Origin of the sequence: Undibacterium sp. SXout7W (assembly GCF_049339385.1) — a bacterium.
Lineage (GTDB): Bacteria > Pseudomonadota > Gammaproteobacteria > Burkholderiales > Burkholderiaceae_D > Undibacterium.
The window spans coordinates 456,212-471,076 of sequence record NZ_JBMPPF010000001.1 but is presented as its reverse complement, the minus strand read 5'-3'; the positions used below and the strand labels follow the sequence as shown (position 1 = coordinate 471,076).

Sequence of the window (14,865 nt, the reverse complement as noted above, 5' to 3'; positions counted from 1 at the left end):
TTCATACGGCAATATATCGTAACGTCAGGACGATTTTCTGACGCGCAAATACCATTCACACAGCAACCTGACTTGCTTTGCGGTATAACCTTTGGCAACCATACGTTCCACAAATTCCTGATGTTTATTCGAATCGTCAGCACTGGCTTTTGCATTGAAAGAAATCACTGGCAACAATTCTTCCGTATTCGAAAACATTTTTTTCTCAATGACCGTGCGCAATTTTTCATAACTGGTCCACGCTGGATTTTTCCCGGCATTCTGCGCTCTGGCTCTCAAGACAAAATTAACGATTTCATTACGGAAATCCTTAGGATTAGAAATACCTGCCGGTTTTTCTATTTTTTCCAGCTCATTATTGAGTGCATCTCTATCAAAACTTTCACCGGTATCAGGATCACGGAATTCCTGATCCTGTATCCAGAAATCAGCAAATGTGACATAACGATCAAAGATATTCTGACCATATTCAGAATAACTTTCCAGATAGGCGGTCTGAATTTCTTTGCCGATAAATTCGGCATACCGTTGAGCAAGATATTCTTTCAGATACGACACGTATTTCTGCTCTGTTTCTGGTGCAAATTGCTCACGTTCTATCTGCTGCTCCAATACATATAGTAAATGCACAGGATTCGCTGCAATCTCGGTGTTATCGAAATTAAATACCTTCGATAAAATCTTGAACGCAAACCGGGTGGATAAACCATTCATGCCCTCATCCACCCCCGCATAGTCGGCGTACTCCTGCCTCGATTTCGCTTTGGGATCAGTATCCTTCAGATTTTCTCCGTCATAGACCTGCATCTTGCTGTAGATACTGGAATTTTCAGGCTCTTTCAGGCGCGACAGGACAGCAAATTGCGCCATCATTTTCAAGGTTCCCGGTGCGCAAGGTGCATGTGCCAATGATGAAGTACGAACCAGTTTTTCATAAATCTTGATTTCGTCAGTCACCCTCAGGCAATAAGGTACTTTGACAATGTAAATACGATCCAGAAATGCTTCATTGTTTTTATTATTCCTGAAGGCTTTCCATTCTGATTCGTTTGAATGCGCCAGCACAATTCCTTCAAAGGGAATTGCACCAAAGCCTTCGGTTCCTTTAAAGTTTCCTTCCTGAGTTGCTGTCAGTAAGGGATGTAGCACTTTAATCGGTGCCTTGAACATTTCGACAAATTCCATCAACCCCTGATTCGACAGACACAGTCCCCCCGAATAACTGTAAGCATCAGGATCATCTTGCGCATAATCTTCGAGTTTTCGTATATCGACTTTACCTACCAGCGACGAAATATCCTGATTGTTTTCGTCACCTGGCTCTGTTTTCGATACAGCAACTTGTTTCAAGACCGAAGGATAGCGGCGAACGACACGAAACTGATTGATGTCGCCATTAAATTCATGCAGGCGTTTTACTGCCCAAGGGCTTGGAATGGTTTTCAGATAGCGACGAGGAATCCCAAAATCTTCTTCGAGAATCACACCATCTTCTTCCTCGTTAAACAAACCCAGTGGCGATTCATTCACAGGGGAACCCTTGATGCAATAAAAAGGCACCCGCTCCATCAGGGCTTTGAGTTTTTCAGCGATGGATGATTTGCCACCGCCAACAGGGCCAAGTAAATACAATATTTGCTTGCGCTCTTCCAGCCCTTGCGCTGCGTGGCGGAAATAAGAAACCACCTGTTCTATCGCTTCTTCCATTCCATAAAATTCCCGGAACGCAGGGTAAATTTTAATCACTTTATTGGAAAAAATTCGCGATAGGCGTGGGTCGTGTCGGGTATCCAGCAACTCAGGCTCACCGATGGCTGCCAACATTCTTTCCGCAGCAGACGCATAGAGCAGATGATCTTTTTTGCACAATTCCAGATACTCTTGCATTGAGTATTCTTCTTCGCGGGTACGTTCGTAACGCGCGGCGTAGTTGTCGAAGATATTCATCCTGACCTCCTTGGAAAGCAGTGAACTTGCAATACCGAACCGGGCTGAATAAGCGCTAAAAACCTTCGCTGCTCAGCACACTACGACTTTAGTGTAGTTGAAATTTTCAAACTGTGGTGAGAAAAATGTTTCATTTTTCCAACTCATTTTTAACACAAATATTCAAGGTGAAAAATGGTTTACGGCAAGCTTGAATACGGTAAGATAAGAAGATGCCGTGCAAATACAGTATGAAGAAAACGAGTCTGGAATTGTATTGGCGATTTCACGAGTCATCACGATTGTCGGGCGATGAAGGAATTTTATTGAAACGCGCTGTCGGCCTGCGGTGTTGCTACTGCATAGTTGAGCAATTGCGTCGCGGCGATAATGTTATGCCATTGTTATTGTGTTGATGAGTCAGCATGCTCATCGGTATGAAACAGTAATTGTTCCACTGCATCTGGTTCTATTGGCCGATAGTAATAATAGCCCTGAAAATACTCGCAACCAACGTCTTGCAAAAAGGCTTCTTGGCTTTCATTTTCCACACCTTCGGCGACCGTAGTGCAGGAAAGAATATTTGCCAACGACACGATCGCTTTGATAATCATCTCGCTCTTCTGGTTGTAACCAATCTGTGCCACAAATGAACGATCAATCTTGACGCTATGCGCCGGAAAATGACTGAGTTTAGATAACGATGAATAGCCGGTGCCGAAATCATCAATTGCAATGCCAAATCCACGTGCCTTGAGCACATCGAGATGCTCTATCGACAAACTTTCATTGGCAGTGAGGCCTGTTTCAGTGATTTCAAACTCCAGAAAATGAGGCGCGATCTGATAACGCTGGCAATTCCGTTCTATGAGTTGAAGCAAATCTGTTCTCGCAATATCGCTGGCAGACAAATTGATAGCAATCGTCGGGCAGCGACCAAATTGATCAAGCCAGCGCCGAATTTGCGCGCACGTCTGCTCCAGAACAAAATCGCTGATATGCCTGATCAGGCCGGCTCGCTCAGCAATAGGAATGAATTCACTCGGAGGGACATGACCGAGACTGGCCGATTTCCAGCGCAATAAAGCTTCCATGCCTGCGATATCGCCGCAATAATTCACTTTGGGCTGATATAGCAAACGAAATTCATTTTGCTTTAAACCATTCACGATACCGACTTCAATTTCCACACTGCGCCGGATCTGCAATGCATCATCTTCATCAAATAAGGTTACGCTCTGATCGCTGGAACGACGGGCAGTATCAAGCGCTACCTCGCTGCGGCGAATTAAATCATCTGCCAACAAATCCTCTGGTCGGATCAACGCGATACCAGCAGAAAAATGGACCAGGACACTTTCGCCATTAATTTCAATTTCTTTCGGTAATGCCAAACGTATTCTTTCTACCAGTTTGATAATTTCACCTGGTGTACGCGCATGATCGACGACAAATGAAAAAACGATACTACGCAGTCTCGCGCAAAAACAATTTCCTGGTAAGGCGCGCTTCAGTTCTTCTGCAAAACGACGCAACAATACATCACCCATGTAGGTGCCGAACTGCTGATTCGCATGTCGTATACTGTTTAAGCGAAAGGAAACCAGTGCAGTGAGTTTATTATTATCAGGGTCGGAGAGAATGCTTTCCAAATGGGCGCGTAACATGTCGCGGTTGGGTAAATTGGTCAGCGGATCATGACTGCTGAGATAACCTTCGCGCTCAAGACTCAGTTGCAATGCATTGTGCATGGAGTGCAAACCCGATACATCACGTAAAGCAACAATATAATGATCGTTCGACGTCTGGGAAATATTTTCGACCGCCACCATTTTTCCGTCACGATTGCGGTAGGCGGACATGCGCATACTGGCCGATTCGTCAGCGCCACTGGGTTTCAGGCGCACACTATTATCGAGTGACAGCCATTCGAATAAAGTGTGATCATCGTCCGGATTTTTATCTCGCCCCAACAAAATATCTGCCAGATGATTTGCCTGCAAAATCTTACCGGCAGCATCTGTCAACAGAATTGCACTACCGGCATTCTGAAATATCTCCTGATACTGACCATGGCTGATTTCCAGCGCCTGATTTGCCTGCCTGATACGCAGTGCCGCTTTATCAAATGCAGAAAAAACCCAGAACATGGTCAAAGGAACACAGATATTAAAAAACAGGAACATCAGCGTCTGGAGATACAAAGGCTCTGTTACAGAATCAGTGACCATTGCCTGAGGGTGCCACTGGGATTTGCCCGTCAGCAACAATATAAAAAGAATGATATTCAATGAGATCAGTGCAAATGCTGACCGCATCCCCCAGAACAGTCTCGCTATGACAGGGGCAATACCAATGAAGAGAAAACCGAATCTTGCGCTATGGTCTTGAGCGGATAACTGATCAACAGACCAGGCAGCCATATACACACAGAGAATCAGGGTTGCAGCGCTAAAACGCGATTTGACAGAAGAATAATAGACACCTGTCAGCAACAAGGAGCACAACAGAGACATCACCGCTAACACAGGGTAAGCGTTCACTGACCACGCTAATGCTGTGCTATGCAAAGCAATCACCATTTCGAGAAAAAATCCCGACAACAACATGACGCGTAACACATTCAACTTACTATCGGAATGTTCGTCTGCGAAAAAAGCACTTTCTTTTAAAAAAGACCAGCGGCCCATGTCATATGTAAAAAACAATAAATAAATGAAACGACATAGTATCTCTAGTCGGAAATGCTGATTTTCTCATAATTCAGACGCCCTCAACAGTAATTGTTACAAGAATGTTACATTGGGACGATGGGCACTCAGATTGATCCATTTTTAAAAATACTCTTGTTTTCTAGACGACCGGTCTAATATAATCAAACAATGAACAAGACAGAATTAACCAACACATGCCATCAGGATACGCGCGAACGCATACTGGCGATCGGGCAGCAACTGATATTGAGCCGGGGTTTCAGCGCTATTGGACTCAGCGAAATCCTGACTGCGGCGGAAGTGCCAAAAGGATCGTTTTACCATTACTTCCAGTCGAAGGAAGGTTTTGGCGTGGCAATGTTAGAGCGTTATTTCAGTCTGTATTGTGAGCAATCGAAATCGCTGTTTGAACATGATGCATTGTCTGCACGTGAGCGCCTACTGACATATTTTCGACAATGGCAGAAAGCTGCTGCACATAGCAACTGCTACGGAACCTGTCTGGCGGTGAAGTTAGCAGCTGAAGTCGCCGATCTGTCTGAGCCGATGCGCCTTGCTCTTTCTCACGGAATGAGCAGGATTACGTTACAGATAGCCGACTTAATACGACAAGGACAGCAAGAACAAAGCATTGCTACCACCATTGAGCCGCAAACTTTGGCGGAGTCCCTGTACGGCATGTGGGTTGGTGCGTCCTTACTGTCCAAGGTGAATCGCGATTTGCGATCTATGGATCTGGCTTATCGACAGACCGAAATGATGTTACTCATCTGAGTTTGTCAGGACTTACGTGAGCGGCTCGTCATGATCTGCCGCCACGAAATCGATAATCGAAATAAGTAGTTGAATTGAAAATCATTATTTCAACAAAAGAATACAGTAAAGCAGCAATAGCAATAGCAATAGCAATAGCAATAGCAATAGCAATAGCAATCATGCTGACGCTATACAGGAAAACAAGACATGGGCTGCCGCCCATTTTTTTGAAACAAAGACTAGACGACCGGTCTAATTTAATTGAAAGAAACACATGCTGAAACATCTCTTATCCCCTGTTCAAGCCGGCAGCATCAGCCTGAAAAATCGTGTTGTCATGGCACCTTTGACACGTTCCCGCGCTGGCCAACCCGGTGACATTCCACGTGCACTGAACGTTGAATATTATTCTCAACGCGCCAGCGCCGGGTTGATTGTCACAGAAGCCAGCCAGATTTCTCGCCAGGGACAAGGTTATGCCTGGACTCCTGGCATCTACACTGATGCACAGGAAGCAGGATGGAAAAATGTCGTTGATGCAGTACATGAAAAAGGGGGGCGGATCGCCATTCAGCTATGGCATGTCGGCCGCATTTCTCATACTTTATTGCAAGAAAATGGTGCCGCGCCTGTTTCTGCTTCCGCGATCACCGCTGCCAACAGCCAATGTTTTGTCGTGCAGGAAGATGGCACTCCAGCCAATGTACAGACATCTGAACCGCGCGCCTTGTCCATCGAAGAATTACCCGGAATCGTAGAGCAATACCGTCAGGCGACACGTCGTGCAAAACGTGCTGGCTTTGATCTGGTCGAAGTCCATGCCGCCAACGGCTACCTGTTGCAACAATTTATGTCGACCAATAGCAATGTGCGTACTGATGCCTACGGTGGCAGCCTCGAAAACCGTGCCCGTCTGACGATAGAAGTAGTCGATGCTGCGATTGCTGAAATCGGCGCGGATCGCGTTGGTGTGCGCCTGTCACCTAATTTTGTGGCGCATGGTATTGCCGATACTGAGGCCGATGCGATGGCACTGTATCTGGCGAAAGCATTCAATGAACGCGGTATCGCTTACATTCACATCGCAGAACCAGACTGGGCAGGCGGCCCGGAACTGACGCAAGCGTTCCGTGAACAATTGCGCGCGACATTCAAAGGCACGCTGATTTGCTGTGGCGGCTATTCTGCAGCCGAAGCAGAAGAGCTGATTGCCAGTGGTTTGTCTGATAGCGTCGCATTTGGTCGCTCTTATATTGCAAATCCCGATCTGGTGGAGCGCTTTGCAGCAGGCGCGAGTCTGAATAAGGCTGATCGCAACACCTTCTACGGCGGCGAAGAAAAAGGCTATACCGATTATCCGTTCATGTAATTCGTCAATACCGGAAATGCAGACTTGAAACGCCCACGCCACGCTTGGCGTTTATGTGCAATCTATCCGGCAAGTTGATTAGTGATCATGACTACTCATCATGATCACTAATGACTACTATCAAGCCAGCCGGTCTGCCGCGTGGCATACCGCTGGTGCTCCTGACTCCACCTCCTGACCTAATGCTTGAATAATCGGACACTGCACCTGTGTCGATGCCGATTCACAGGCATGAATCAAATGCGACAACATACTCTCCATACGGTGTAAATCCACCAGTTTAGAACGCACCTGCGTCAGACGTTCCTGCGCTACATGCCGTATCGCCTTGCGATCATCACTGTCTTCCAGCAGCAACAGATTGCCAATTTCTTCCAACGTAAATCCCAGTTCCTGCGCCCGTTTGATAAAGCGTATCCGTTCCGTCAGGGCTGCCGGATAGGTACGAAAACCGCTGCTCACCTTCGGCACCGGCAATAATTCGCGTCGTTGGTAGTAGCGTATCGTTTCAATGCCGACACCAGCCGCTTTCGCCAGTTGGCCGATGGTATATTGCCTGTCTTCAGACATGATAAAAATCCTTGACTCTGTTCTTGGGTACAGGGTCTATGATACATAAAACATTACCGTCATCCTTCACCCAGGGAGATTTTCATGACACACGAGCACACAGGTAGTTGCTGTTCAGCGACATCGCAAGCGACTCCTTCGTCGATACCGACAGCCAATAGCGACAAATATAGCGAAAAAAAATACACCGATCCGGTGTGCGGCATGCAGGTGAGCAAGAATGATGAAAAAACTGCGCGCTTTCAGGGTGTGGCATATTATTTTTGCAGCCAGTCCTGCGTGACCAAATTCAATCTTGCGCCACAAAACTATGTACGGGCCAAACCAGTCATCGGCATAGGAAGCATCGCGACAACATCCCAAACCCCGACAGCATCGTCGATAGCCGCAACCACAGCAGCACCGGTGACAACAGCGGTCAAGGAAATCCACCGTAAGCCAACATCACCAGCAGCATCCTGTTGTGGCGGACATGCCGAAACCAGTGCGATGCTGCACGATCCGGCGGGTCAGCATCTGGATCCGGTCTGTGGCATGACCGTCAACGAGACGACACCGCACCAGCATCTGCACAACGGTACACGCTATTATTTCTGCTCTGCCCATTGCGTCAAAAAATTCAGTGCCGATCCCGCTATCTATCTGGAACCAGACAAGCGCCCTGCGCCGCCGCCCGCGGCCAAAGATGCGATCTATACCTGCCCGATGGATCCGCAAATTGAGCAAGTCGGCCCCGGCATTTGCCCGATCTGCGGCATGGCGCTGGAACCAAAAGAAGCATCGATGCATGAAGACAGCAGCGAACTCGATGATATGCTGCGGCGCTTCAAAATCAGCATCGTGCTGAGTCTGCCTTTGTTGCTGATGACCATGGGCGATATGCTGCCAGGTGTATCGCTCCACAATATGCTGGGAATGACAGCGTTTAACTGGTTACAGTTTCTACTGGCAACGCCGGTGGTGTTATGGCTGGGAAGGCCATTTTTCGACCGCGCACTGGCTTCTTTTAAAAGCGGTAATCTGAATATGTTCAGTCTGATCGGCGTCGGCACCGCAGCCGCCTATCTGTTCAGTCTGGTCGCTTTACTGATACCGGACAGCCTTCCGGATGCCTTCAAGATGCACGGCATGGCGCCGCTGTATTTCGAAGCGGCAGCAGTCATCATCAGTCTGGTGCTGCTGGGACAAGTGCTGGAACTGCGCGCGCGCTCCCAAACTAACACCGCAATCAAAGCCCTGCTGTCGCTGACGCCGGCAACGGCAATACGTGTGGCGATTGATGGCGTCGAGCAGGAGGTCGCGCTGGCAAGCGTACAAATGGGCGACATGTTGCGGGTGAAGCCGGGTGCACATATTCCGGTCGATGGGGTATTGGAAGTTGGTAACTCTTATGTCGATGAATCCATGATTACCGGCGAGCCTGTGCCAGTTGCCAAGCAACCGGGTGACCAACTCAGTGCCGGCACCATGAATCAGCAAGGCAGTTTCACCATGCGCGCCGAGCGGATCGGCAGCGATACGCTGCTGGCCAGAATCATCTCGTTGGTGAATCAGGCTAGCCGTTCGCGGGCACCGATTCAGAAACTCGCGGACAAAGTCTCCGGTTGGTTTGTACCCACCGTCATTGGCATCGCCTTTCTTGCCTTTGCGGTCTGGGCGTTGTGGGGACCCACACCGGGACTGGCGAACGGTCTGATGGCAGCAGTATCTGTACTCATCATCGCCTGCCCCTGCGCACTCGGCTTGGCAACACCGATCTCGGTCACCGTCGGTATTGGTCGCGGCGCCCGCGAAGGCGTGCTGATCAAGGACGCAGAAGCATTGGAGCGTTTAGAAAAAATTGATACGCTGGTCATCGATAAAACCGGCACACTGACTGAAGGTAAGCCATCGCTGCAGGAAATGATTCCTGCCGGCGGTGAAGATCGCCTAGCGTTACTCGGACTGGCACTGGCACTGGAACAAAACAGCGAACACCCATTAGCACAGGCAATCGTCAACTATGCACGGCAGCAACAGGCCGTGACAGCCAGCATCAGCAACTTTATCGCCGTCACCGGTAAAGGTGTCTCGGCGCTGAGCCAACAAGGTGAAATTCTGCTACTTGGCAAACCCGGCTTCCTCAGTGAACAAGGCATTGCGCTGACCGAATTTCAGCCTCAGATTCAAGCTCTTCAGCAACGTGGTCATACAGTGATGTTGATGGCTGTCGGACACAAGGCAGTTGCCCTGTTCAGTGTCGCCGACAGCATCAAGGCAGGCACCCAGCAAGCCATACAGCAATTACAGCAGCAAGGCATACGTGTGATCGTCATGACTGGCGACAATGCACAAACTGCTCAGGCGATCGCCAGCCAGCTCGGTGTCGATGAAGTACATGCCGACGTGATGCCTGAAGATAAATTCCGCTTTGTGCAGCAATTGCAAGAACAGGGTCATCAAGTAGCAATGGCTGGCGACGGCATTAACGATGCACCAGCACTGGCGCAAGCGAGTGTCGGTATCGCCATGGGCACAGGTACTGATGTCGCCATGAACAGTGCTCACTTGGTATTGGTCAAGGGCGATTTGCGCGGCATCGCCAAAGCGCGCAGTCTGAGCCAGAATACGATGAAAAATATTCGCCAGAATCTGTTTTTTGCGTTTGTCTATAACTTCATCGGCGTCCCCATCGCCGCTGGTATTCTGTTCCCCTGGTTTGGTATTTTGCTGAGTCCGATGATCGCCAGCGCAGCGATGAGTCTCAGCTCAGTGTCCGTCATCAGTAATGCACTACGGCTGCGCCATACTCAGCTGTAACTCAGTATAAGCGCAGGCATCTGGTCAACAGCTCAACAGCAGGAAGCGTGCAACGCGCTTCCTGCGATGCACTCGACAATAAAGAAGCAGATTCAAGATCTAGTAGTCTTCCTCACATTATCCATCACTGGCACATACGCTCCGCCCTTGTCACATTAACGTCATCTGCCGCTGCTAGCATCACCGGCTAGCATTCGTCTGCCCTACGCTTTGCTCTGATTTTTGTCCTGCTGTTTACCGTGAATATCTTGCTACATTGACGGTTCATTGTGGGCATCTTTGATGACACGGAATTGTTGACAGCTTTTTTACGACATTCATCTTAAGCTGGGGCGATAGCCGCTCCACGCTCTCTCATTCAACCATATCTGACCCATGATGAAAAAAATCCCCCTGTCAGCGCTTATACTCAGCGCTTTGTACGCCCACGGTAGCTATGCCCAGACTGCCACCACCACGCCGATTGAGCATGTGATTGTATTGGTAGGTGAGAACCGGACGTTTGACAATCTGTACGGCGTGTATCAGCCAAAAAAGAAGCAGACCATCTCCAATCTTTGGTCTAAAGGCATCGTCAAGGTCGATGGTTCGCCAGGGCCAAACTACCATCTGGCAGCGCAAAAGACAGCAGAAAATGTCACCGCCTATACCCCGACACCAACTGTCAAAGCCCCTTATGCCAGCCTGCCCCAGCCGTATGCTGCCGGCGCTTTCGGCCAGCGTCATGATGTACCGGATGCGCGTTTTCCGGCAGACATGCCCAATGGGCCCTATCAGATTACCAAGCACGTCAGCTACGGCGCACATACCGGCGATCCGGTGCATCGCTTTTTCCAGATGTGGCAACAGGTTAACGGCGGGAATAATGACCTGTTTGTCTGGGTCGCAGAAATGACGGGGGTTGGCCCAAGCAACGCCCCCATTCCTTTCGCCCCAGGTCGCACCTATCAGGGTGGCATTGCGATGGGCTTTTACAATATGTCCACCGGCGATGCACCGACCTTCAAAAAACTGGCTGATAACTACGCGATTGCCGATAACTATCACCAGCCGATCATGGGCGGCACCACCGTTAACTATTTGGCGCTGGCAACAGGTGACGTGACCTTCTATACCGATCAGGGTAAGCCTGCGGTGCCTCCTGCGAAGATGATCGAGAACCCTGATCCACAGCCGAATACCAATAACTGGTACACCGAAGACGGCTACCGTGGCGGCACCTACATTCAGTGCGCCGATCTGTCGCAACCTGGCGCTGCCGGTATACACGCCTTTCTGAAAAAACTGCCGTATCAGGCATTCAATCAGGGCAATTGCGCGCCGGACACCTACTACATGGTGAATAACATGGACCCGGCCTTCTCGCCGCTGGGCGAACCGCTGGCATTGGGCGCAGATAAATTTTTGCTGCCGCCACAAACCATTCCCCACATCGGCGATGCGCTGACTGCTGCCGGTATTTCCTGGAAATGGTATAGCGGTGGTCGCAATGACGGTAAGAATGTGGACAAAGAGTATTGCGCCATGTGCGATACGCCGTCGTTCTTCACATCAACCATGACCGGGCCGGATAAAAACAAATTACAGGATATGCATCAGTTTTATGTCGATGTGAAAAAAGACGAAAAATCCTTCCCTGCAGTTTCTTACATCGCACCGTATGACAGTCTGTCCGGCCATCCGGGTTATGCCTCGGAATCCAGTTTTGACGAGCTGGCGGCTGACGTGATCGCCCGCGTTAAAGCGAATCCTGAACTATGGAAAAAAACCGCGATCCTGATCACCTTCGATGAAGGCGGTGGCTATTACGATTCCGGTTATGTGCAATTGATTGATTTCTTCGGTGACGGCACGCGTATCCCACTGGTTGCAGTGTCACCGTATGCGAAAAAAGGGCATGTCGATCATACCTATTACGATCACGCATCAATACTGAAATTCATCCAGCGCAACTGGAAGCTGGCACCACTGTCGAAACGCAGCCGCGACAATCTGCCGAACCCCGTCGTGGATAAGAAAAATCCGTATGTGCCGCTGAATCGACCTGCATTGGGCGATCTGATGGGTATGTTTGACTTCAAACAAAAGCCGTAAGTACCACTATCTGCATCGGGCGAATAACAACGCGGACATACGGCAAACGCTGTATGTCCGCTTTTTTTCGATGAAATAATTTTCAGTCAAAAAATAATCTGCAATTTCTCTTTCATTTAACCCTGAACAATATGTCGTCGTGATGACGATATACACATTTTTGTTGCGGAAATGTATCGAGCATATCGTCGGCTCCTGATTCACTTTCCTGTCATATTGGCTGGCTACACTTCGCCGCGTTGACGTTCGGAAACTTCTGCTTTTCATCGCATTAAAAGCACATTGCTTCCGCGTTTCTTCAGAGACGTAATCAGGCTAACTGATAGCACTTCTGCGGATTCGCCCGAAGGCACACAACATCTTCTCATTATTTATACTCGACTCAGGAACCAACTCATGGCACTCACACTCCGTCGCTCACCGCTATATCTGATCTTATTACAGGCTTTTGCTGCTCCCGCATTTGCGGAAGATGCCCCAGCAGACGTTGTCAGCGTCGTTGTTTTCGGCCAAGGCAATACACGTCAGGTACAGGACATTTCCAAAAAAGATCTGGCGCTGGCCTTACCCGGCAGCAGCCCACTGAAAGTCCTAGACAAACTGCCTGGCGTCAGCTTCCAGTCAGCGGATCCGTTCGGTGCCTATGAATGGTCTACCCGTTTCAGCGCACGTGGTTTCAATCAGAGTCAAATGGGCTTCACGCTGGACAATGTACCGCTCGGCGACATGAGCTACGGTAACAACAATGGTCTGCATATCAGCCGTGCGATTTCCTCTGAAAATATTGGTCGTGTGACCTTGTCCCAAGGTGCTGGCGCGGTCGGTACTGCATCGACCAGTAATCTGGGTGGCACAGTACAGTTTTTCTCTTCCGCTCCTACGGATGAATTCGGCGTAACAGGCTCACAGACTTTTGGCAGCGACAAAACGTATCGCACCTTCGCGCGTGTTGATACTGGTTTGCTGTCTTCCGGCACCAAGGCTTATCTGAGCGTGACTCGTCAACGTGCAGAAAAATGGAAAGGTACAGGCGCACAAGATCAGGATATTTTTAACTCCAAGCTGGTGCAAAACCTGGGCAATAGTAAACTGACCGCGTTCTTTAATTATTCAGACCGTAAAGAAGTTGACTATCAGGATTTGTCAATCGAAATGGCTAACCGCCTCGGATACGACTGGGATAACTATGCACCTGACTGGCAGCGCGCAGTGAATGCCGCTAAAGGTAACTACACTGGCAAAGTAAATAGTCTGGATGACGCGTACTACCAAGGCAGCGGCTTGCGTAAAGACAGTCTGCTCGGCGCCACACTGGACAACCGTTTTGGTGACGACGTATTTTTGAAAACAACGGCCTACCATCATAGCAATGAAGGTCAGGGTCACTGGTACACGCCATACACGGCGTCGACGAATGGTCTGCCAATCGCAATCCGTACGACAGAATATTCGATCAGCCGCAACGGTGTGATTGCCGACCTGACAGCAGAATTCGGAAAACACACATTCAATGGCGGCTTCTGGGCAGAGAGCAGCCTGCACACGCTGACACGTAATTTTTATGATGCCACTGGCGGTCAGGATACTAATTATTTCCTGACAAACCCAACCTCAACTGGTTTCAAACAAAACTTCACGACCACTACCACTCAGTTTTATGCACAAGATACCGTGTCCCTGATGGCAGATCGGCTGAAGCTGAATGTTGGTTTCAAATCGCCGAACGTTAAAATCAATGCTGTCAACGTAATCGGTACTCGCGCTGCCGGTGATCTGACTGCGTCGAAGAGTTTTCTGCCACAACTGGGTCTGAACTACGCTTTGACCAAATCGGATGAGTTGTTCCTGAGTTTTTCGGAAAATATGCGCGCCTATCAACCAGGCGTGAGCGGACCATTCTCCCAGACACAAACGGCATTTAACCTGAGCGCTGGTACTATCAAGCCAGAAACCTCCAAAACTGTCGACGCCGGGTATCGCTTCAAGACTAATAATCTGGTGGGTTCTGTTGCCGCTTACTTCACACGCTTTGATGACCGTCTGATGGCGGTAGCAACTTGCGCTGGTATCGTTGGCTGCCCAAGCACATTTGTGAACGTTGGCCAGGTTGAGACAAAAGGCATCGAAACAGCGGCGATGTGGACATTGGCCAAAGACTGGTCATTGTTTAATTCTCTGACCTATAACGATTCTCAGTATAAATCCAACTATAAAGATGGAAATACGCTGGTTGCTATTTCTGGAAAACAGGTTGTAGACTCACCAAAACTGATGTTCAAGACCGAATTATCATATGAAACAGCAGAGTGGTTTGGCCGCGTCGGTGCGAAATACACAGACAAGCGTTTCTACACTTACACCAATGACGCCAGTGTGCCTGCATACTGGGTAATGAACCTGTCAACTGGTTATAAACAGAAAAATCTGGCTGGTATCAAAGATTTCTCCGTTCAGCTCAACGTAGAAAATCTGCTCAATAAGCAATATTTCAGCACCATCGGCTCTAATGGCTTCCAAACATCTGACCCGACTGGCACTGCTCAAACACTGCTGACTGGCGCACCACGCCAGTTCTTCGTGACATTCAGCGGCAAGATCTGATGCTGGCTTAGCGCTGCTTTTTCTGCTGTAACGCAG

General features: G+C 49.0%; 9 protein-coding genes. 5 read left to right on the top strand and 4 right to left on the bottom strand.

Annotated elements, in window-relative coordinates:
* Window positions 1-24: 24 nt before the first annotated feature.
* Window positions 25-1,947, bottom strand: a complete 1,923-nt coding sequence (locus ACO0LB_RS02055; protein WP_423045968.1) for a PrkA family serine protein kinase — start codon at window positions 1,945-1,947, stop codon at window positions 25-27.
* Window positions 1,948-2,330: 383 nt separating this feature from the next.
* Complete coding sequence (locus ACO0LB_RS02050; RefSeq protein ID WP_423045966.1) at window positions 2,331-4,616, bottom strand: putative bifunctional diguanylate cyclase/phosphodiesterase; 2,286 nt, start codon at window positions 4,614-4,616, stop codon at window positions 2,331-2,333.
* A 192-nt stretch (window positions 4,617-4,808) separates the two neighbouring features.
* Between ACO0LB_RS02050 and ACO0LB_RS02045 the strand changes: the two genes are divergently transcribed.
* On the top strand, window positions 4,809-5,414 hold the full coding sequence (locus ACO0LB_RS02045) for a TetR/AcrR family transcriptional regulator (protein ID WP_423045964.1): 606 nt from the start codon (window positions 4,809-4,811) through the stop codon (window positions 5,412-5,414).
* A gap of 28 nt (window positions 5,415-5,442) precedes the next feature.
* Here ACO0LB_RS02045 and ACO0LB_RS02040 read toward each other — a convergent pair whose 3' ends face one another.
* The gene (locus ACO0LB_RS02040; protein ID WP_423045962.1) at window positions 5,443-5,577 is read right to left on the bottom strand and encodes a hypothetical protein; all 135 of its coding nucleotides are present in this window, start codon (window positions 5,575-5,577) and stop codon (window positions 5,443-5,445) included.
* 93 nt (window positions 5,578-5,670) lie between these two features.
* Here ACO0LB_RS02040 and ACO0LB_RS02035 point away from each other — a divergent pair, with 93 nt between their 5' ends.
* Window positions 5,671-6,765, top strand: a complete 1,095-nt coding sequence (locus ACO0LB_RS02035) for an alkene reductase (protein ID WP_423045960.1) — start codon at window positions 5,671-5,673, stop codon at window positions 6,763-6,765.
* Window positions 6,766-6,885: 120 nt separating this feature from the next.
* On the opposite strand, the gene ACO0LB_RS02030 is transcribed toward ACO0LB_RS02035, so the two are convergent.
* Window positions 6,886-7,335 (bottom strand): MerR family transcriptional regulator, encoded by a 450-nt coding sequence (locus ACO0LB_RS02030; RefSeq protein WP_423045958.1) that lies wholly within the window; start codon window positions 7,333-7,335, stop codon window positions 6,886-6,888.
* An 84-nt stretch (window positions 7,336-7,419) separates the two neighbouring features.
* Between ACO0LB_RS02030 and ACO0LB_RS02025 the strand changes: the two genes are divergently transcribed.
* The 3 genes from ACO0LB_RS02025 to ACO0LB_RS02015 all read left to right on the top strand — a co-directional run bounded on the left by ACO0LB_RS02025 (window position 7,420) and on the right by ACO0LB_RS02015 (window position 14,829).
* Window positions 7,420-10,134 (top strand): heavy metal translocating P-type ATPase, encoded by a 2,715-nt coding sequence (locus tag ACO0LB_RS02025; RefSeq protein ID WP_423045956.1) that lies wholly within the window; start codon window positions 7,420-7,422, stop codon window positions 10,132-10,134.
* 375 nt (window positions 10,135-10,509) lie between these two features.
* On the top strand, window positions 10,510-12,228 hold the full coding sequence (locus ACO0LB_RS02020; RefSeq protein ID WP_423045955.1) for an alkaline phosphatase family protein: 1,719 nt from the start codon (window positions 10,510-10,512) through the stop codon (window positions 12,226-12,228).
* Between the two features lie 396 nt (window positions 12,229-12,624).
* A complete protein-coding gene (locus tag ACO0LB_RS02015) occupies window positions 12,625-14,829 on the top strand; it encodes a TonB-dependent receptor family protein (protein WP_423045953.1) in 2,205 nt (734 codons plus the stop codon).
* The last annotated feature ends 36 nt before the right edge of the window (window positions 14,830-14,865 follow it).

Coding starts and splice junctions, on each gene's coding strand:
- ACO0LB_RS02015 (WP_423045953.1), top strand. CDS start 12,625: ATGGCACTCACACTCCGTCGCTCACCGCTATATCTGATCTTATTACAG.
- ACO0LB_RS02035 (WP_423045960.1), top strand. CDS start 5,671: ATGCTGAAACATCTCTTATCCCCTGTTCAAGCCGGCAGCATCAGCCTG.
- ACO0LB_RS02025 (WP_423045956.1), top strand. CDS start 7,420: ATGACACACGAGCACACAGGTAGTTGCTGTTCAGCGACATCGCAAGCG.
- ACO0LB_RS02050 (WP_423045966.1), bottom strand. CDS start 4,616: ATGGGCCGCTGGTCTTTTTTAAAAGAAAGTGCTTTTTTCGCAGACGAA.
- ACO0LB_RS02020 (WP_423045955.1), top strand. CDS start 10,510: ATGATGAAAAAAATCCCCCTGTCAGCGCTTATACTCAGCGCTTTGTAC.
- ACO0LB_RS02055 (WP_423045968.1), bottom strand. CDS start 1,947: ATGAATATCTTCGACAACTACGCCGCGCGTTACGAACGTACCCGCGAA.
- ACO0LB_RS02045 (WP_423045964.1), top strand. CDS start 4,809: ATGAACAAGACAGAATTAACCAACACATGCCATCAGGATACGCGCGAA.
- ACO0LB_RS02040 (WP_423045962.1), bottom strand. CDS start 5,577: ATGATTGCTATTGCTATTGCTATTGCTATTGCTATTGCTATTGCTATT.
- ACO0LB_RS02030 (WP_423045958.1), bottom strand. CDS start 7,335: ATGTCTGAAGACAGGCAATATACCATCGGCCAACTGGCGAAAGCGGCT.